At 62.5% G+C, this 17,867-nt stretch carries 19 protein-coding genes; 16 read left to right on the forward strand and 3 right to left on the reverse strand.

The features are described from left to right. Positions 1–2 precede the first annotated feature (2 nt). The gene (gene fmdA, locus WAQ08_RS01980; protein WP_422188959.1) at positions 3–1,235 is read left to right on the forward strand and encodes a formamidase; all 1,233 of its coding nucleotides are present in this window, start codon (positions 3–5) and stop codon (positions 1,233–1,235) included. A gap of 16 nt (positions 1,236–1,251) precedes the next feature. Next, positions 1,252–1,611, forward strand: a complete 360-nt coding sequence (locus WAQ08_RS01985; protein ID WP_422188960.1) for an FmdB family zinc ribbon protein — start codon at positions 1,252–1,254, stop codon at positions 1,609–1,611. Between the two features lie 125 nt (positions 1,612–1,736). Here WAQ08_RS01985 and WAQ08_RS01990 read toward each other — a convergent pair whose 3' ends face one another. Continuing rightward, the gene (locus WAQ08_RS01990) at positions 1,737–3,650 is read right to left on the reverse strand and encodes a UvrD-helicase domain-containing protein (protein ID WP_422188961.1); all 1,914 of its coding nucleotides are present in this window, start codon (positions 3,648–3,650) and stop codon (positions 1,737–1,739) included. A 285-nt stretch (positions 3,651–3,935) separates the two neighbouring features. Here WAQ08_RS01990 and WAQ08_RS01995 point away from each other — a divergent pair, with 285 nt between their 5' ends. From WAQ08_RS01995 to WAQ08_RS02015, 5 genes are all read left to right on the forward strand, one after another. Then, entirely contained in the window at positions 3,936–4,076 is a 141-nt protein-coding gene (locus tag WAQ08_RS01995) for a hypothetical protein (RefSeq protein WP_422188962.1), read from the forward strand. Between the two features lie 395 nt (positions 4,077–4,471). Continuing rightward, positions 4,472–4,606, forward strand: a complete 135-nt coding sequence (locus WAQ08_RS02000) for a hypothetical protein (RefSeq protein WP_422188963.1) — start codon at positions 4,472–4,474, stop codon at positions 4,604–4,606. A 4-nt stretch (positions 4,607–4,610) separates the two neighbouring features. Continuing rightward, positions 4,611–5,090, forward strand: coding sequence for a hypothetical protein (locus WAQ08_RS02005; protein WP_422188964.1), 480 nt, complete (start codon positions 4,611–4,613; stop codon positions 5,088–5,090). 82 nt (positions 5,091–5,172) lie between these two features. Beyond that, entirely contained in the window at positions 5,173–5,547 is a 375-nt protein-coding gene (locus WAQ08_RS02010; RefSeq protein ID WP_422188965.1) for a hypothetical protein, read from the forward strand. 117 nt (positions 5,548–5,664) lie between these two features. Continuing rightward, positions 5,665–6,360: a hypothetical protein gene (locus WAQ08_RS02015; RefSeq protein WP_422188966.1), complete on the forward strand. Its 696-nt coding sequence runs from the start codon at positions 5,665–5,667 to the stop codon at positions 6,358–6,360. A gap of 140 nt (positions 6,361–6,500) precedes the next feature. On the opposite strand, the gene WAQ08_RS02020 is transcribed toward WAQ08_RS02015, so the two are convergent. Then, positions 6,501–7,994 (reverse strand): amidase, encoded by a 1,494-nt coding sequence (locus tag WAQ08_RS02020; protein WP_422188967.1) that lies wholly within the window; start codon positions 7,992–7,994, stop codon positions 6,501–6,503. Between the two features lie 132 nt (positions 7,995–8,126). On the opposite strand from WAQ08_RS02020, the gene WAQ08_RS02025 reads away from it, so the two are divergent. The 7 genes from WAQ08_RS02025 (at position 8,127) to WAQ08_RS02055 (ending at position 13,762) form a co-directional block, all read left to right on the forward strand. Beyond that, complete coding sequence (locus WAQ08_RS02025) at positions 8,127–9,164, forward strand: AraC family transcriptional regulator ligand-binding domain-containing protein (RefSeq protein WP_422188968.1); 1,038 nt, start codon at positions 8,127–8,129, stop codon at positions 9,162–9,164. Positions 9,165–9,305: 141 nt separating this feature from the next. Next, positions 9,306–10,301: a hypothetical protein gene (locus WAQ08_RS02030; protein ID WP_422188969.1), complete on the forward strand. Its 996-nt coding sequence runs from the start codon at positions 9,306–9,308 to the stop codon at positions 10,299–10,301. Between the two features lie 141 nt (positions 10,302–10,442). Beyond that, on the forward strand, positions 10,443–11,138 hold the full coding sequence (locus WAQ08_RS02035; protein ID WP_422188970.1) for a hypothetical protein: 696 nt from the start codon (positions 10,443–10,445) through the stop codon (positions 11,136–11,138). Positions 11,139–11,285: 147 nt separating this feature from the next. Next, positions 11,286–11,846 carry a hypothetical protein gene (locus WAQ08_RS02040; protein WP_422188971.1) on the forward strand — a complete coding sequence of 187 codons (561 nt, stop codon included), beginning with the start codon at positions 11,286–11,288 and terminating at the stop codon, positions 11,844–11,846. Between the two features lie 75 nt (positions 11,847–11,921). Further along, positions 11,922–12,050, forward strand: a complete 129-nt coding sequence (locus WAQ08_RS02045) for a hypothetical protein (RefSeq protein ID WP_422188972.1) — start codon at positions 11,922–11,924, stop codon at positions 12,048–12,050. A 312-nt stretch (positions 12,051–12,362) separates the two neighbouring features. Next, complete coding sequence (locus WAQ08_RS02050; protein ID WP_422188973.1) at positions 12,363–12,992, forward strand: hypothetical protein; 630 nt, start codon at positions 12,363–12,365, stop codon at positions 12,990–12,992. Between the two features lie 23 nt (positions 12,993–13,015). Further along, entirely contained in the window at positions 13,016–13,762 is a 747-nt protein-coding gene (locus tag WAQ08_RS02055) for an NINE protein (RefSeq protein ID WP_422188974.1), read from the forward strand. A 13-nt stretch (positions 13,763–13,775) separates the two neighbouring features. Here WAQ08_RS02055 and WAQ08_RS02060 read toward each other — a convergent pair whose 3' ends face one another. Beyond that, the gene (locus WAQ08_RS02060) at positions 13,776–14,381 is read right to left on the reverse strand and encodes a molybdopterin-dependent oxidoreductase (protein ID WP_422188975.1); all 606 of its coding nucleotides are present in this window, start codon (positions 14,379–14,381) and stop codon (positions 13,776–13,778) included. Positions 14,382–14,578: 197 nt separating this feature from the next. Here WAQ08_RS02060 and WAQ08_RS02065 point away from each other — a divergent pair, with 197 nt between their 5' ends. Both WAQ08_RS02065 and WAQ08_RS02070 read left to right on the forward strand, forming a co-directional pair. Then, positions 14,579–16,108, forward strand: a complete 1,530-nt coding sequence (locus tag WAQ08_RS02065) for a hypothetical protein (protein ID WP_422188976.1) — start codon at positions 14,579–14,581, stop codon at positions 16,106–16,108. A gap of 2 nt (positions 16,109–16,110) precedes the next feature. Beyond that, positions 16,111–17,823, forward strand: a complete 1,713-nt coding sequence (locus tag WAQ08_RS02070; RefSeq protein WP_422188977.1) for a hypothetical protein — start codon at positions 16,111–16,113, stop codon at positions 17,821–17,823. Positions 17,824–17,867 lie beyond the last annotated feature (44 nt).

Below are 17,867 nucleotides of genomic sequence, written 5' to 3' on the forward strand. Positions count from 1 at the left end.
CCATGCCTGAAACCCTGATCAAAGTTGATCTGCAAGACTCGCCCTACAACAACCCGCAGGTGCACAACCGCTGGCACCCGGACATCCCGATGGCCTGCTGGGTGAACCCCGGCGACGACTTCGTGCTGGAAACCTTCGACTGGACCGGCGGCTACATCAAGAACAACGACAGCGCCGACGACGTGCGCGACGTGGACCTGACCACGGTGCACTTCCTGTCGGGCCCCGTGGGCGTGAAGGGCGCCGAGCCCGGCGACCTGCTGGTGGTCGATCTGCTGGACATCGGCGCCAAGCAAGACAGCCTGTGGGGCTTCAACGGCTTCTTCAGCAAGAAGAACGGCGGCGGCTTCCTGACGGAGCACTTCCCGCTGGCCCAGAAATCCATCTGGGATTTCAACGGCATGTTCACCAAGAGCCGCCACATCCCTGGCGTCGAGTTCGCCGGCCTGATCCACCCCGGCCTGATCGGCTGCCTGCCCGATCCGAAGATGCTGGCCACCTGGAACGAGCGCGAGGTGGATTTCATCGCCACCCAGCCCGACCGCGTGCCGCCCCTGGCCAACCCGCCCTTCGCCAAGACCACCCACGCCGGCAAGGCCACGGGCGAGCTGAAGGACAAGATCGCCGCCGAAGGCGCCCGCACCGTGCCCCCGCGTGAGCACGGCGGCAACTGCGACATCAAGGATCTGTCGCGCGGCTCCAAGGTGTTCTTCCCCGTGTACGTGGAAGGCGCCGGCCTGAGCGTGGGCGATCTGCACTTCAGCCAGGGCGATGGCGAAATCACCTTCTGCGGCGCCATCGAAATGGCCGGCTGGGTGCACATGCGCGTCACGCTGATCAAGGGCGGCATGGCCAAGTACGGCATCAAGAACCCGATCTTCAAGCCCAGCCCCATCACGCCCAACTACAAGGATTACCTGATCTTTGAAGGCATCTCGGTCGATGAATACGGCAAGCAGCACTACCTGGATGTGCATGTGGCCTACCGCCAGGCCTGCCTGAACGCCATCGAGTACCTGACCAAGTTCGGCTACAGCAAGGCGCAGGCTTATTCGATCCTGGGCACGGCGCCGGTACAGGGGCACATCAGCGGGGTGGTGGACATCCCGAACGCGTGCGCCACCTTGTGGTTGCCGACCGAGATCTTCGAGTTCGACATCAACCCGACGGCGGCCGGCCCCGTGAAGATGCTGGACGGCAGCATCGACATGCCGATCTCGCAAGACGTGGAATAAAGCCAAGGAGCAGCCCATGCCCACCTACGACTATGCGTGCGCGGATTGCGGGGGCTTCGACGCCTTCCGCAGCCTGGCCCAGCGTAATGACCCGGCCGTGTGCCCGGAGTGCGGCGCGGATTCACCCCGCGTGTTCGTGAGCGCGCCGCGGCTGGCTTGCCTGAGCGGGGATACGCGCGTGGCGATGGACCGCAATGAGAAGGCTCGGCATGAGCCAAGGTCATCGAAGGACCAGGGGAGTTATGGGCGGTTGAAGCATCCGACTGGGTGCGGGTGCTGTTCGACGGCTTCCAAGGGGATCCGCAGTGCAACGGTGACGGCGGCCAATGGGAACAAGGCGTTTCCTTCTAAGAGGCCTTGGATGATTAGTCACTGAAGGACGCTTTGGCCTGTCCCATTGAAGGGCTCTGTCGAAAGGCAGAGCCCTTTTGCATTTGCGGACGGGTTGCGTAATCGTCCGAGGGTTGGCGCGACCGAGACAGCGAAAGACACCCGCATTCTCTAGACTACGGTCATATGGGTCTGGAAGAAGGGGCGAAAAGTGCTTTCGGAGGAGTCGAATATCACTAAGTTTTTCTGCGCGCGGGTGATCCCGGTATACACCATTTCAGCTTCGTCCTCTGGTGCGAGGATGCAGAACACGGTTTGCGCTTCTAGTCCCTTGAAGCTGTGGATGGTTGAGAGCTTGATCAGCCCCGAGTTCTGCATGAAAAAGCACTTCTTGCGGCGCCTAATCTTGTCGATCTCTTCCTTGAGTTGCGGAGAGTCCGTGCTCATCCTTGCAGCGAGTGCGTTGATCTCTGCCGCATCCTCGAACATGACTTTTGTTTTTTCGGATCTGCTGAAAGCCTCGTTTAGGGGCATGAGCCACTCTACTTTGGAGCTGACCAACGCGATGTCGTTGGGATGTAGCTGGTATTCGCGTATGTAACCCCGAATTTTTTCGAAGATAAAAGTTGCGTCGTAAATCCTGCCATAGGTCTCATAGTGCAGCAGGTCATAGCGCATGCTGGTCTGGGTTGCTTTGACATCGAAGATCTCGGAATCAGCGTACTTCCGGATCAGGTGCTGCATTTGGAAGTTTCTAAACAAGTCGAGCAGAGCTGCGTCCGCTGCAGATCGGTACGACTTCGTTAGTCGGACCCAACTGCCAAAACCTAGCACGATGGGGGACTCGCGGCCATCACTTGGCCGGTCGTAGATGTTCTGCGACTGGTCCCCAAACAAAATCATCTCACCGTTTTCAGCCAAGAAACAGTCACGAACGAGTTTGATCCATTCGGGCTCGTAGTCTTGGACTTCGTCGATAAGGATGGTTTGATACCTCTCTGTCTCTACGCCTTCGAACAGACTCTTCATACCGAAGATTGTGTCGAGGCTGGAGCGTCGGGCCGGCGGGAGTTCTTCTATCTTCGATTTCAGTTCAATGCCGTAATTGTTTAGCTGGGTGCTGATGAACGCGTGATAGTGGATAATTTCGTAAAAATCCTTATCGCTGCCACCTCGCAGTCGGCTGATCGTGTCGCGGATGTGGTGCCGCAGGGTGATGTTGAATGTCAGGATCAATACCTGACCGCGGTGACGTGCATGAGCATTGATCGCACGCTGCGCGAGGATGGTGGTCTTGCCGCATCCTGCCACTCCCTTTACTTTCGCGAAGCCAGGCTTGCTTACGATTAGGCCCTGCTGCTTCGCATCGAAGGCGACTGCGATCCCTTGCTGCTGAGTGTGTGCAGGAGGTCGCAATCTACGTGTGAAGTCTTCGTAGATTTCCGGGGTGAACAGTGGGTGCTTGCCCAGCTTGTCAAGCAGGCGTACCTTCTTGGCAACATTGTCGAAGCCCCATGACAAGCCGAGATCCCGCTCCAGCTTGAAACGCGCGCGGTCACACCAATCCATCTGCTTGTTGTACTCAATCTGGTCGATTTTCTGTCGATTTCCGTTCAGCAGCAGGGTGCGCTCACGCACCTCGTCAAGTGCACTGCTGTAGAGGGTTTTCAATTGCTCACGACTCGCGCAGTGGAAGTAGACGCCGACCGAGATTAGGTTGTAGAAATTAGGATTTGCAAGATGTTGAAGCCCGAGAACCGGAAGGTGTAGGTTGTAGAGATTTTCTTTGTAGCGGAAAGCCTGTTGCTGAGGTGAACGGATTACGCTGCTCTCGTAGTGCCACCGATTGTTGATATCGACCTCGTAGTGAGCAAGGTTCCAATCTTTGACTTCAATGATCAGGGCACCGCAACCCGGTTTGATCACGATCACGTCGGGCCGGTCCCCATCAAGGTAGGGGTTGAAATAAACCTCGTACTTTTCATCGAGTGTGCTGCTTAGAACCATGAGCAGATGCCGTTCACCATCGGTGGGTGGTACCGTGAGCCTGTCTATGTTTTCAAGATCGGGAAAAATTTTTGCCATTGGATCAAACGGTTTATGTTGATTGGGTAGCACCCCTGGGCTGTCTACTTAGATTCCCGCAGTCCGTCACATCGTAGATTCCCCCGTCTGGTGTGATCCACATCCCATCACAGAGGTACGCCGGACCAGTCCCCCCGTCACTGCATGCGCGATAGATCTCGATCATTTCCTCATTGTCAGATATTGCTTGGTCTGTTTCCTTTTCGGCCTGTGCCCACTCATCTTCAGAAATGCACTCGAAGCAACGACCCGCGCAGACATGCCGGCCGCGCCGAGGCCAGCGACATGATGGCCACTGCGCTGGAGGGCTACGCCCTGCTGAAGGTGCTGGGCAAGGGTTCGGGCCTGGATGCCCTGCGCCGCGACATGGCCAGCCGCTTCTCGCTCAAGGCGCCCGCCGCAAAAAACCCGGCTGACGTGGTCTGACACTCGACCGCCAAAGTTCAAAAGCCCCGCTTGCGGGGCTCTTTTCTCGGGCGCTCGCCTCGTGGGCAAGGTCCGCAAGGCTTTGCGGTTTGCGCGCAAAGCAAATAGCTTCGGTGTGCAAGGCAAATAGCTTTGCGCGCAAGGATGCAGGGCTTTGCGTGCAAGCCTTTTCGCTCTGCGCGCAAGGCTTTTTGCTCGGCAGGCCGAGATCCGAGCCTTGCGCACGTCTGCCGAATTCAAGCCAGCGCCCCACACAAGTGCGTGGTCGCCCCGGGGGTTACAAGCTGTCAGCATCGGCTAGCATCCGGGCACAAACCATCAAGGCTACCCAGGGACATCTCTTGAGCCTGGCGCCATGACGCGTCAACAGGCCCAACGCAACAAGCGCATTCGCCATGTCACCCGATCTGCTGCCGCCCATTGCCAGCCTGCGTCGCATCACCCAATCACTGGCCATGCTGGACGCGATCCTCTGCCCCGAATGGGAATACCGCCTACTACAGCTTCAACAGCCAATGGCCCCCCGCTGAAGAGATGGCCTCGATGCGCGATGGGTGCGGAGACGACTGGTTCCTACTGTTCAACGACAACGGTGCAGCCCTCAAAGGCTTCACGCATGAGCTGGCCCAAGGCTCCGCGCTGCCCGATGAGATCCAGCGCCAGGTTCCCGGCAGTTTCTCGTCCTTCCTGGGCGAAGCGGCCTTCTCGATGCAGCACGCCACGTTCTGCTACTGGTGCGCGGCCGGCTCATCGGCATGGCACAAGGTGAGCGGCTTCGATGGCGACGATGGCGCTCAAGACATGCTCGACCAGTTGATCTCGGGACCTTCGGGCTACCAGGCGTGGGCGCAGGCCTACTACGAGGTGCCCGTGCCCTTGGACGCGGTCACGGCCATCTTCTCCCGCGCGCCAATCACCGAGGCCCTGGTGCGGGCGCTCAACCCGCAGACCGAGATGGACGGGGTACTGGCGGACGCACAGGAGATCGGCTACCCCCACGGCACCACCCCTTGATTGAACTGACATGGTGATTCGGTTCTTCGACACGCTGAACGTACCGCTTCCCGTTGGCGCAGCCTTGGCATGTGCAGCGGTCATGCTGGTGTCGTGGCTGCTGGCCTGGGCACTGTCTAGGCGCGGCAAGGCCATCAGGATCACCGCCGCCATCGTCTGCATCGGCATCATCGGCCTGGTGGCCTTGAGCGTTGGCATCGCCCGCGCCTACCCAGGCCCCGCATGGCGCTACGAGCAAGGTACCGCCGTTCATTGGCTGTACCAGCATGTGCTAAACTTGGGCAGCTACCTGGCCTTGCTGATCCCGTTCTGCGCAGCCAGCCTGGTCGCCGTGCGGTGGCCTCACGGCGGCAGGCTGATGAGCATCAGCGCCGTGGTTCTGGCGGGGCTGCTGATCCTTCCGTCGTTGGTGCTGGGGCTGGCTGTGGTCTGCAACCATGCGGGGGTGTGTCCTTGACGACAACGGCTACGGCACGGACAACATGAGCTACACGGCCCACCACAACATGCACGCGCACTGAAGGGCCTCGCCAGATACTGGCTACAGTCATTGGCATTGCCCGGGCCAAACACCATGTACGAATTCGACGACGCCACCACCACAACCGTATTGCAATCATTCAAGCAGGCTTGGCAAGCGTCAACGGAAGACTACGCCTTGCGGAAGATCAACAGCGAACACACGTTGCAGGCGTCGCTCTACCATCACCTGCGGCAATGCCTGACCGAAGAGTTTGTCGTCTACACAGAAGCGGTGGTGCGACTGCCTGAAGGCGTGCTGGACAAATCAAAAGTGGTACTCGATCTGGTGATTTGCCAAGGCACCGAAATCATTGCCGGCATAGAACTCAAGTACGCACCGCGCGGCGTACCCCGTCCAGAGGTACTGAGCAAGGACGTTCACAGCCTGTCGCTGCTGCGCAATCGCAGGAGCGCAGAGGACCGCGTCACCATCGAGATGCCGCGATACCGAAGCAATGACTCCGAAGGTATGGTGTTTTCAATCTCGCCACGCCGAAAGCTGATCCTCGGCATCTATTGCCAGGGGGAGCTGGCCGACTTCGGGTCGAAGACTTGGTGGAATGAGATCAAGCCCGGCGGTGAAAACTTATGGGCATCCGTCCCCGTGATGCCTCCCAACCTCGGTGTGGCCGTTGCAGGCACAAGCTCGGACGGCACAGCGGCCTGCAGCTTCTTGGGCGGCCCCTTCCTTCGGCTTGAATCAATGCTGTTGCCAAAATCAAGTGGTGAGATCGCGGACCAACTCTGACAAACGCTCAGACAGAGGCGGGCCCAAGCGAATTGCAGTCGGTCACACTTCTGGTAGCTACGGTCAATCCATCGCCGATCATCGGGCTGGCCGTGGTCTGCAACCATGCGGGCGACTGTCCTTGACGGCAGGGCCGCTCCTCACGCCGCCAGCCGCGCCATCGGCACGCCCTGAAGCTCCGCCAGCAACTGCGCAAACCTGATCGTCGTGCGGTCCTCATAAGGCCCGCCGATGATCTGCACATTCACCGGCAGCCCCTCGGCCGTGCGCGCCACAGGCGCACTGGTCGCGGGCAGGCCCAGCAGCGTCGCCGGCGCAATCCACATGAACAGATCGCTGTAGTGGCGCGTGCGCCCATCGATCTTCAAGCGGCGCGTGGCGAACAGCGAGGCATCGTGCGGAAAGGCCGTCGTCATCGTGGGTGGCGCCAGGATCACGTCGTAATCCTGGAAGGCCGTGTTGAAGCGCTCGCGCAGTGCGTGCGAATCCTCGATCAGCTGCAGCCACTGGCCATGGCTCATCGTCATGCCTTCGATGAACTTGTCGATGCTCTTGGGTGAATCCACCACCTTGGCCAGGCCGCGCATCAGGGCTGGCGTCCAGCCCATGAAAGGCGCCACCATGCCCTTGGCCATGCGCTCGGAACGGGTCAGCCAGGCTTTCATCACCGCGCCCATCTGCAAGGTGTAGCTGGGGTACAGGTCCATCAGGCCCATGCCGGCGGGCGAGCCGTGGCTCACCTGTGCACCGGCCCGGGTCAGTTGCGCGGCCAGGTCACGGTAGGCAGCGGCCAGACGTGAGTCGATGGGGCAATCGGAATCGTCCGTCCACATCAGCACGCGGAAATCAGCCAGGCGCTCAAGCTTCGGTGCGGGCAGGTCCAGGCGCCAGCCGGGCTGCATGGCCGCAGGAGCCCCTGCAATCACATCCAGCGCGAGCGCCAGGTCATCCGCGCTGCGCGCCATCGGGCCCGCCACGGCCAGGTCGGGCTCGCCGATGTGTCCGGGATCGCCCGGCACGTGGCCGCGCATCGACACGATGCCGTGCGTGCTCTTGTGGCCATACACACCGCAGAAGTGCGCGGGGATGCGGATCGAACCACCGATATCACTACCCACCTCCAGCGGGGTGAAGCCGCAGGCCAGCGCCGCCGCCGCACCGCCCGATGAGCCGCCGGTGGTGAGCGCAGGCGCCCAGGGGTTGCGGCTGAGGCCGTGGACAGGGTTGTCGGTCTGGATGTCCAACGCCTTGTAGGGCACGTTGGTCTTGCCGAAGATGATGGCGCCGGCCTGCTGCAGCCGCTGCACCACCGCAGCGGGCTGCTGCGGGCGGTGATCACGGAACTGCGGCGCGCCCGCGGTACAGGGCATGCCGGGCACTTCCCAGGTGTCCTTGATCGTCATCGGCAGGCCGTGCAGCGGGCCCCAGCGCTCTCCGCGGCGCGTGGCGGCATCGGCCTCGTCGGCGCGGCGGCGGGCCTGCTCGGCGTTCAGCGCGATCACGGCGTTAACGGCCTCGTTGCGCTGCGCGATGCGGGCCAGGTAGTGCTCCAGCAGCTCACGGCTGCCGATGCGACCTTCGGCCAGTGCCTTGGTCAATTCGCTTGCATTGAGCGTGTGGTCGATGGGGCTCATCCGGATCTCGTCCCTTTGGTGCATGGCCAAGCCTTGTGGCGATAGACATGATTCTTGGTGAGGACCCCGCCTTGGCGTGAGGGGCGGCACAGCCATAATGCTTGTCAGTTTCGGCCACATGCACGCAACACGATGCGCAGACTCGACACCGGCACCCCGGCCACGCCCATGGTGCCTGCCCTGTTCACCCGCAGCTATCTGGCACTGGCCGCGGAGCACGGCCATGCGCCGCCAGAAGTGCTTCGCCAGGCCGGCATCACCCTGGCAGAAGGCCCCGCCGCGCATGAGCTGTCGATGGACGAGTACCTGCGCCTGCTCGACACCATCACCCGGCTGATGGGGCACATCAGCATCGGCACCGAGATGGGCTGGCGCATCCCGCCGACGGCGCTGGGCCCGCTGGGCGCGGCCGTGCTGTCCTGCGCCACGGGGCACGATGCGCTGGCCCTGTGCCAACGCTTCTGGCACTTCTACGGCATGGGGCTGACACTGGACATCACCACCACCGACGGCGTGTGCATGGTGGAGTTCCAGACGCAGCCCGCCCTGGTGCCCGCCACGCACCGCCACGTGGTGCTGGAGGCCGTGATCGCCGGCTTCGTGCGCGGCATCACCGGGCTGCAGCGCATCGCGCCCGAGCACTTCACCATCTGGTTCGATCTGGAGCAGCCGGCCTATGCGGAACAAGTGCGGCAGCGCCTGGGCCATGTGCGTTGGGGCATGCCCACCACCTCCATCCGCCTGCCTGCCCACCTGCTGGACAACCCCCTGCCTCAAGCCAGCCCGCTGGCCTTGCAGGATGCCGTGGGCCAATGCGAGCAGGCCGAGCGGCTGCTGGGCAAGCGCCCCGACGACATCGGCGAGCGCGTGCGGCGTGAACTGGTGCCGCGCGATGACGGCTATCCCAGCCTGGAAGCCGTGGCCGAGCGGCTGAACATGAGCACGCGCACCTTGCGCCGCCGCCTGCAGGACCAGGGCCTGGGCTTCATGGACCTGCTGCACGCGGCCCGCCGCCGTGATGCCCTCTCGCTGCTGGAGCGCCCTGCGCTGGAGGTGGCGCAGATCGCCCAGATGCTGGGCTATGCCGACCCGGCCAACTTCACGCGGGCGTTCCGGCAATGGACGGGGCTGGCACCGAGCGCGTGGCGTGACGCACATCGCCAGGCTTGACCTCGCGCTGCCGAGGCCTGGACGCAACGTCTCCGTACTTTCGGACGGGTGCAAATCCTGGATGAGCGCCACACAATTCCCCTCGCCGCGACAAAAGTATCGGCACCTCACCCACCGCCAGTCCACAAGGGGATATGCACCATGAGCAAGTACGTGTTCGACTCCATCTGCAGGCAATTCGTCGACGACTACAAGGCCGTTGCCGATGCGAACTCCAGCCCATCCGACAAGAACGAACACGACAAGAAGGTGTACGCGGCCCTGATGCCCTCCTTCAACAACGTCCGCAAGTTCTACGAGACCTATGAGAAGAGCCTGGAGCTGTTCAAGCAGCAGGCCAAGCACAACATGGACGCCATCGAGAACACGCTCAAGAAGAGCAAGGGCAAGCCATCGGCCTCCGAGCTCAAGCTGTGCAAGACCAGCCAGGGCATCATCAACCAGGTCGGGGACGCCTACGCCAAGCTGGGCGTGCAGCTCAAGACCGAGATGATGGACTGGCGCGGCGGCTGGAACTCGTCGTGCTCCGCTGTCGTCTTCAACAAGAAGATGCTGGAGACGATGATGGGCTACCGCAAGGAAGTGATCGACAAACAGGCAGCCCAATGGAACCCGACGGGCGAGCGCCTGGAGCAGTACGTGATCCGCGCCGAGACCCTGATCAGCGCAGCGGCGAAGGCGACGGCCCAATCGGAGAGCAGCGCCAGCGACGACCTGGACCGCCTGACCGCCGCCCACAAGGAGTGCATGGCCGCCGGCACCAAGGGCCTGCCCAGCCTGATGGACACCGTGAACGTGGATGCCGGCGCGCTCAAAGGCGAGGTCAAGGCCGGCCTGAGCGACAGCCAGCGCAAGGATGCCGCCAAGCTGTGGAAGGTGCTGGAGTCCAAGTACGCCCAGTACCCGGCCTATGCCAAGTCCTTCTCCGGTGCCATCAAGACGCTGGACATGCTCAAGAAATCGGTGGAAACAGGCGCCAAGTCCGCCACCAAGGAGACGGCAGCCGCCTGGAAGCAGCTCAAGACGGACATCGAAGCCAACCTCAAGAAGCTGGCCACCGCCGAGAAGGACGTGGCGGAGTGCATCAAGCTGTCCGGCAAGATGGCTGAGCTCTACAAGAAGGCCATCAAGGGCTGAAGCGTTCGCGCATCCCTGCGTAGTCGCCCGAATGTTACAAATGCATCACATGGGATAGCATTTGATGACAAACCGCTTCACGACAACGCAGGGACGTTCCTGACTGGCTTCAGGGACGCCGCCGCTTCCACCCTTGATTCCATGAGACTCCTTCTCGCATCCATTGCCGCAGCCCTTTTCCTGTCTGGTTGCGCGGCCCCGGTACACAAGCATGAAGTTGCAGGCCTGCAGCGCTCAGAAAACATCCACTTTGTGGATGCGCGCCCCAAGGCTGAATCCGAGCAGGAGCTTTTCAGCGCCTTGATCACCAGCGACGCCTACGCCACATACCGGTACAGCACATCGAGCCTCGACCCGTCCGCCGTGCGGCTCTTCCAGCACAAGGTGTTCGAGAAGTTCGCGGACAGCGCGAAGCCGGTCGACGTGAAGGTCTACCACTTCGTCTCGTACATGAACATGCAGTCGGCCTTCCGGCGCTCCTCGATCGGCGCTGTGTTTGGTGTGGTCGGCGCCGTCGTTGCGGTAAGCACTCAAAAGAACGATGCCGACTTCAAGGTCAACATGGTGGACCGCGAGCAGTTCGACGCCATCACCGCGGCCAACGAGTACACCAAATCGTTCTTCACGGAAGCAGAGAACCCCAACAAGGCGCCTGTGTTCGTCGTCTACATCGACGCCGACATCAACGGCAAACGAACCTTCATCAGGGGCCTTGCACCCACCACCCGCAAGGACGGCCAGAACCCGTACCTCTATGTGGTGGAAAACACCATCTCGGCGTTCCTGGACAATTACCAGGCTGAGGCCGGCGGCAGCGAAAAACTGGCTGGCCAGTGAGCAGGTCCCTGCATTCTCTTGCAGGGCATTCACCATTTCGCTTGAGACAGCGTCATGAAATTCTTTCTGATCAACACCCGCAGGGCATTGCTCATCGGCGGGGCAGTCCTCGGTCTGTCTGGATGCGCTGGTGTCTCACATGTCCGCATGAACGACACCGACCGTGCACAGATCCGCACGGTCTCCGTGGACAAGGCCGTGTCCATGCCCGACACCGTATTCTTCTTCGGCAGCAAGCAAGCCTGGCTAGGGGCCGTGGGCGGCGCATTGGGTGCCGTGGCCGCCGAAGGCATGCTCGATGACAAGGGGCGCCTGCAGAAGCTCCTGCAGGACAACAAGATCCAGGTGGGACAGATGTTCCGCACCGAACTGCAGTCGCAACTGGCAAGCAAGAAAGCCTTCCCGGCCGTGACCGACAGCGGTGGCGATGCCAGGTTCGTAATTTCAGTGGCCAATTACGGGCTGTTCAAGAAATCGAGCTTTGATGGTGACCTGCGCCCGGCGATCTGGGCAGATGTATCCTTGCTCAAGGCAGACGGCAGCATATTGTGGCAACAGCGTGTGAAGCCCGAGGCCTCTGAAGACCGGCTGCCCGCCCACGACCTGCCCTACTACGAGGACAACCCCTGGGACTTGCGCGACGCCTTCTCCAAACTGGTGAAGCTGTTGTCGGCAGAGATCATCGCTGACATCACAGCGAAAGACTAAGCCAACAGTTTGAACACGCCGCACTCGGGGGATTCCATGGCGGACGACACAAGATCCAAGCACTGGCGCCAGACCATGCCGGGCCCCATCGGGGCCGTCACCGCACTCATCGTCGCGGTTCGTGGCAACAGCAAGCCCCATGTGCCGCAGGGCCAGCCCCTGCTCACCAGCCATGCAGAGGCGGCTCAGAAGAGTCTGCGTTGAGCCCAAGCGCTTGTATGCCCATTCTTCAACGCTCCGTTCTGCCCGAACCCGCCAGCATCGCGCGGTGGATGAACAGCCAACCAACGCCATTGGCCATCCATAGGCTCCGAGAGCATTTGAGGGCAGCCTGACCAAGGGGGGTACTACCTACCCCGCAGGCGGGGCGTTCTTGTTGCCAGGCGCCTGGCGTTACCATAGCGACATAGACCGATCCATGACATCGGCGCACCACAGGGAGTTTGCATGGCGGAGCCTTCGAGCACGGGTGACTACACCTGTGTCGCCAACCTTGGCACGGCCACCGAGGCCCATTTGATCGAAGGCGCATTGCGCGCAGCCGGATTGGATGCGCACGCGCTCGACGCCAATCTTTCGCAGGCCCACAGCTTCCTGACGGTGGCGCTCGGTGGCGTCCGGGTGGTGGTACCCGCCGGGCAGCTGGACGCTGCACGCGATGTGCTCAAGGCACTGGACCAGGGCGAGTTGCAGCTCGAAGACGACGAGGGCGATGCAGACCTCGCTGCGCCCACGCCCATCTTGCCCGCACCCGTGTTCAATCCCGACCGGGCCTTGCTGCTCAGCTTCCTGTTCACCCCCGTCTTTTTCGTGGCGACTCAGCTCGCCAACGCACTCATCCTCCAAAGCCGCAAGGGCGTGGCTTTGCGGTGGCTCGCGCTGGTGGTGATGCTCATCGCCAGTGTTTCGGTCGTGCTCATCGCCCATCAAATCAATCCGGGGCTGTTTGTCGTGCTCCGCGCCAGCGTCATGCTGTCAGGCCTCACCTTGTGCTGGTACTTCTTCTTCGGCGGCCAGGCGCACAGCAAAGCCCTGATCGACACCTACGGCCCCCGCTATCCGCGGCGCAGCCTGGTGGGCCCCAGCCTCATCGCTTTCGCCATCTGCCTGGCCATTGGCTGGGCCCTTGACCGATTCCTTGTCTGACCTCACCAACCTCATTGACTGACATGCAAGCCACAGCCAACAACATGGTGTTCTGCCGCGAGTGCGGCAAGGACCTGCACCACACCGCCCCCATCTGCCCCAGCTGCGGCGCCGTGCAGCCCGGCGGCAAGGGTCTCAAGAGCAAGGCAACCACCGCGCTGCTCGCCCTGTTCCTGGGGGGGCTGGGCGTTCACCGCTTTTATCTGGGCCAGTGGTGGGGCCTGTTCTACCTGCTGCTGTGCTGGACAGGCATCCCTGGCCTGATCGCCTTCATCGAGGGCATCGTCATCGCCTTCACCGACCAGACCAAGTGGGACGCCAAGTACAACAATGGCATCCCCTCCAGGCAGTCGGGTGCAGGCACTGCGGTGATCGCCGTGGTGGCGGTGTTCGGCGTCATCGCGGTCACCGGCATCCTGGCCGCCATTGCCCTGCCGGCCTACCAGGATTACACCGTCAGGGCCAAAGTGAGCCAGGCCGTGATGGCCATCGACCAGGCCACACCACAGGTGGGCGCCTACATCGAATCACAAAAGGCTGTACCCGAGAGCCTGCAGCAGGCAGGCTTCACGCAATCCTTGCCCGCCGACATCGGCAACGTGGCCATCAACCAGCGCACAGGTGAGATCAAGGTGACGCTGCGCGGCAGCCCTGCGTTGAACGGCGCCACGTTCTCGATGGTGCCCGCCATGGACGACAGCAACCACGTGACATGGGAATGCGTGAGCGAGATGGCACCGAAGCTGTTGCCTCGCCAATGCAGGCGCTGAAGCTCCGTCAGCCTCAGCCTTCCCGGACCTCGACGTGGTACGTGGCCCAGGGACACAGGCTGAAGCGCTCCTTCAGTGGCTTGGCGGCGATGTCGGGGAACTGGTCCGCGTCATAGACAGCCCACAGCGGGCCCAGACCGCCCAGCGCCATGGGCTTGCCATCGATGTGTGTGGCGATGATGAAGCGGCGCTTGTCCGCTTCTGCCGCATCAAGCTGAATGGCATAGCCATCGATGGCGCGCAGCAGGAAGGCCGTCTTGCCGCCCACCTTGGCGCCAGCGGCCTTCATCACGTCCAGCAATGAGGGGCCTTGCAGGGTATGGCGCTTGCCGTCGTATTCCAGCGTGGGCTTGATCGTGACCTGTGGCAAAGCCGCCAGCGCGACAGCGTCGAGGGTGTGGGCCTTGCTGAACGCCACGCCCTGCTTGGCCAGCAGGCGGTCCAGCGCCTGGTCAAGCGCCCCACGGTTGCCCGGGCCGATCAGGCCGCTGACGGTCAGCAGCGCGGGGCCAGCGGAGGTCACCTTAGCGAGGTTCTTCGGCTGCGACCTTGCAGGCAGCGCCGCCATGCCCGCGCCCAGTCCTGCCAGCATCGAACGAAGAAAAATGCGCTTGCTCATCAAAAGTGTCCTCAGGGTTTTGTTGTCGACAAGGGTCATGGCGCATGGTAGCGAGTAACGCCCTGTTTTCAAGGCCGCGCCACCCGTTGCCCATCCGTACTTCGGTACAGATGACGACGCGCTGTGTTTGCGTCGCACAATACGCGCACTTTGCGGATCCGTTCTGCGGCCGCGCACCAGGATGTCGGAGCCTCCTCATGAAACGCAACAGCCTCGTTCAGCTCACCCCAGGGTGGTGGAAAGAGCAGGAACCCAAGGGCCTGGCAAGCGGCAAGGATTTTGCCAAGGCCCTGGCCGAATACGAGATCGCCCAGTCCGCCCTGCGCAAGACGGGCTCGGACAGCGCATTGGACGCCAGCCAGAAGACGCTCAAGAACATCGAGGCCACCGCCGCCAAGGTGCTGGCCGAAGCCACCCGGCTGGCCAAGACCCCGCCCAAGGACGCCAAGAAGCCCACGCACGACGTGGAAGAGCAGGCCTGGACGGTGGACGCCTTCAAGAAGATCGGCAAGGTGCTCGACGAAGCGCGTGCGCAGGCACTCGCGCTGCACCGCCCTGCCGCCGGCTCCAAGGACGACGAGGAGCCAGACGATGGCAACGCCCTGGGCAGCCCCGACGCCTTCAAGCTCTACCTCAAGGCCAGCCTCACACGGCTGCGCAAGACCCCCATGAACATGGCGCTCGCCATCGGCAAGGCGCCGCAAGACAGCCGGGCCCTGCTGCACAAGAGCAGCGCGGGCCGCGCACTGGCCTCGCGCCTGGCCAAGGAAACCGGCATCAAGAAGGTGGCGTTCGGCACGGCCATGGCCTCCGAAGATGACGCCACCGCCATCGTCTTCACACTGGAAGGCCCCAAGATATCCGGACTCAAGAAGCGCGGCGAGTTGATGCTCAAGGCCTTCAAGCCGCTCCCCTTCACACGCTTCATCGTGATGGTCGAAGGCCAGGAAGACCTGAGCGAAGACGATGATCAGGAAGGCGCCGCCGACGAGACCGAAGAGCAGAGCCCGTCCATCCCCAAGGCGCCGCCGCTGCCCGAAGGCGACAACGACAAGACCGCGCGTTTCACCAAGCGGCTCAAGGACCTGCTGCCCGCCATCACGCAGGCCGTGCAGGCAGATGTGGCCGGCTCGGATGATGCCCGCCAGAAGGCCGCCGACGCCGCCGCGCTGCTGCGCAAGGGCAACGCCGATGCCGCACTGGAACTGCTGGACCAGGCAGAGAAGCGCCTCAAGGCGGCCTTGGCCGCGCGAGCAGCAGGCAAAGCCGCGCCTCAGGCCCAGCAGCCGTCCCCGCAGGGCGGACAAGCCGAAGGCGGCTTCTCGCTCGTGAACCTGCAGAAGTCACGGCTGGCATGGCTGGCCGCGCGCAAGGCCGTGCAGGAGCAGTTGCGCAAGCTGGAAGACACCATCGTGGCCGAGCTCAAGGGCGATCCGGATCTGCCGGACCTGCCACGCGATATCCGCAAGCTGGACCAAGTGTTGCGCACGCTGGATGCGCGCCTGATCGACCGACTCGACGACGCGCTCAACGCCAAGACACCACAAGAGCGCCAGCGCATCCACCAGGAAGCCTCGGGGTTGATGGACGGCTACCGCGACTACGTCAACAACGATGCCCTCGTCGCTGACCTCGAGACCAATCCCTTCACCCCGGTTGCCATCCGTGCCACGGTGCTGCGCACCCTGGATGCCCTGCAGAAAACACTGGGCTCGCCCCACGCCTGACCATGCCTGATCCCACCGACAAGAAGGCCAAGAAGTCCTGGTTCCAGCGCGTCTTCGGCAGCAAAGGCGGAGCACAGGTCCAGACACCACCTGCGCAACAGCCACCCGAGCGCCCCAAGACGCCCGCGCCCAGCCCCGATGACCTGGTACGAGAACGCTACCTGCGCGAGATCGCCGCGCTCAGTGCCGAGATGGACACCCTGTTGGGCCGCGACAAAGTGTCTCGCAGCGTGCGAGTGGCTCAGGAAGCCCTGGCAGATCAGCGCAAGCGCGCCCAGGCCGTACAGGCCCAGGGCGACTTCAAGGCCCTGCTCGACAAGCACCTGCCCGCCCAGCGCGAAGCGCTGGACGTGCTGCGCGATGCCGCAGACGTGCACGACGGCGAGCGCAAGGCCTTCATCGGCTACTACAGCGCCTATCACCACCAGGTGAAGGAGCTGCTGGCCTTCCCTGCGGCCCGCTCGCCACAGTGGCTCAAGGACGGACAGGCGGACGTGCAGAAGCTCGATGCCGCGGTACAGGCCTGCACCGAACCCAAGAAGGACACCGCCGAAGAGGCCTACGACTACGAAGAGGCACTCAAGCGCGCCAAGGCACTGGCCAAGGTACTGGAGCCCACGCTCAAGCGCAAGCGTGAGCATGAGGTGGCCATGCGCCGCTACTACGCCGAGCTGGCGGACCTCAAGCCGCGGTTGAGCTACGCCGACGGGCTGAGCTCGGAGCCGGCCTGGGCCACCGAGCTGGGCCTGGTCCAGACGCTCAAGAGCGAGGTCATCGCCGCGCAGAACGATTTCGAGTTCATCGACGCGATCAAGAAGCTGGACGCGCTGGACAAGGCCCTGGTGGCCCTGGTGGCCAAGCGCCTGGAAGGGCTTCAGGACCAGATCGACGATGCAGACTCGGCCGTCAAGGTCAAGAACGTGGTCGCCAAGCTCAAGGGCGAGGAGATCAGCGCACTGTCGGCCACGGCCCAGGTGCAGTTGCTGCGCACGCTGCGCGAGACCGCTGGCACGGAGATCGATGGCCGGAGCGCCCCCGATCTGTACAGGGCACGCTGCAAGCTGTACGACAACATGAAGATGGACCCCGATTTCGTCAACGCGGACAACATCAACCGCAACGAAGTCGTCCAGCAACTGCGCAACGACCCCAAGGTGGCCGAAGCCAAGAAGGACTGGGGCAAGTGGGACACCAAGAAGCGCCTGAACTTCCTGGAACACGTCGCCAAGCAACAGTGCAAGGTGATGGGCCAGCCCGAGCCGAAGATCAAGCCTTTCAGCCAGGCAGCCGACTCATCCGGCGGCGTGCTGTTCGGTGGCTGCGACCTGTCCATGCTCGACGGCAGCAAGACATCGACCATCACGATCAACACGCACCCCGACGCCAACTTCGATGACATCGAGGAGCAGATGAACACCATGCTCCACGAGAACGCCCACAATTACCAGCTCGACCTGGTCGCACGCTATCGCAAGGACCCCGCTGGATTGAGCAAGCTGTCGACCAAGGAACGCACACTGCTTCCCCAGATCATCATGTGGGACGAAAATGCGAACGGCTATGTGCCCGACGGATCGACCTACGACAAGCAGCCGCTGGAAATCCATGCCTGGACTTTTGGCAACGAAGGCGCTGCCGCCGTCCTGGGCCCGCAGGACGTGACGAAACTGGCGCAGGGCGAACTGCCCCCCAACACGACATCGAACATGGCCTGAGCCTGTCAGGCATCAGACGACCGTCCCCAGACTTGAAGGAACAC

It is taken from the genome of Aquabacterium sp. (assembly GCF_049274795.1).
Classification (GTDB): domain Bacteria; phylum Pseudomonadota; class Gammaproteobacteria; order Burkholderiales; family Burkholderiaceae_C; genus Aquabacterium.

Coding starts and splice junctions, on each gene's coding strand:
- WAQ08_RS02010 (WP_422188965.1), top strand. CDS start 5,173: ATGCTGGTGTCGTGGCTGCTGGCCTGGGCACTGTCTAGGCGCGGCAAG.
- WAQ08_RS02015 (WP_422188966.1), top strand. CDS start 5,665: ATGTACGAATTCGACGACGCCACCACCACAACCGTATTGCAATCATTC.
- WAQ08_RS02005 (WP_422188964.1), top strand. CDS start 4,611: ATGGCCTCGATGCGCGATGGGTGCGGAGACGACTGGTTCCTACTGTTC.
- WAQ08_RS02070 (WP_422188977.1), top strand. CDS start 16,111: ATGCCTGATCCCACCGACAAGAAGGCCAAGAAGTCCTGGTTCCAGCGC.
- WAQ08_RS02030 (WP_422188969.1), top strand. CDS start 9,306: ATGAGCAAGTACGTGTTCGACTCCATCTGCAGGCAATTCGTCGACGAC.
- fmdA (WP_422188959.1), top strand. CDS start 3: ATGCCTGAAACCCTGATCAAAGTTGATCTGCAAGACTCGCCCTACAAC.
- WAQ08_RS02065 (WP_422188976.1), top strand. CDS start 14,579: ATGAAACGCAACAGCCTCGTTCAGCTCACCCCAGGGTGGTGGAAAGAG.
- WAQ08_RS02035 (WP_422188970.1), top strand. CDS start 10,443: ATGAGACTCCTTCTCGCATCCATTGCCGCAGCCCTTTTCCTGTCTGGT.
- WAQ08_RS02045 (WP_422188972.1), top strand. CDS start 11,922: ATGCCGGGCCCCATCGGGGCCGTCACCGCACTCATCGTCGCGGTTCGT.
- WAQ08_RS02055 (WP_422188974.1), top strand. CDS start 13,016: ATGCAAGCCACAGCCAACAACATGGTGTTCTGCCGCGAGTGCGGCAAG.
- WAQ08_RS02020 (WP_422188967.1), bottom strand. CDS start 7,994: ATGAGCCCCATCGACCACACGCTCAATGCAAGCGAATTGACCAAGGCA.
- WAQ08_RS02000 (WP_422188963.1), top strand. CDS start 4,472: ATGTCACCCGATCTGCTGCCGCCCATTGCCAGCCTGCGTCGCATCACC.
- WAQ08_RS02025 (WP_422188968.1), top strand. CDS start 8,127: ATGCGCAGACTCGACACCGGCACCCCGGCCACGCCCATGGTGCCTGCC.
- WAQ08_RS01985 (WP_422188960.1), top strand. CDS start 1,252: ATGCCCACCTACGACTATGCGTGCGCGGATTGCGGGGGCTTCGACGCC.
- WAQ08_RS02040 (WP_422188971.1), top strand. CDS start 11,286: ATGAACGACACCGACCGTGCACAGATCCGCACGGTCTCCGTGGACAAG.
- WAQ08_RS01990 (WP_422188961.1), bottom strand. CDS start 3,650: ATGGCAAAAATTTTTCCCGATCTTGAAAACATAGACAGGCTCACGGTA.
- WAQ08_RS02060 (WP_422188975.1), bottom strand. CDS start 14,381: ATGAGCAAGCGCATTTTTCTTCGTTCGATGCTGGCAGGACTGGGCGCG.
- WAQ08_RS01995 (WP_422188962.1), top strand. CDS start 3,936: ATGATGGCCACTGCGCTGGAGGGCTACGCCCTGCTGAAGGTGCTGGGC.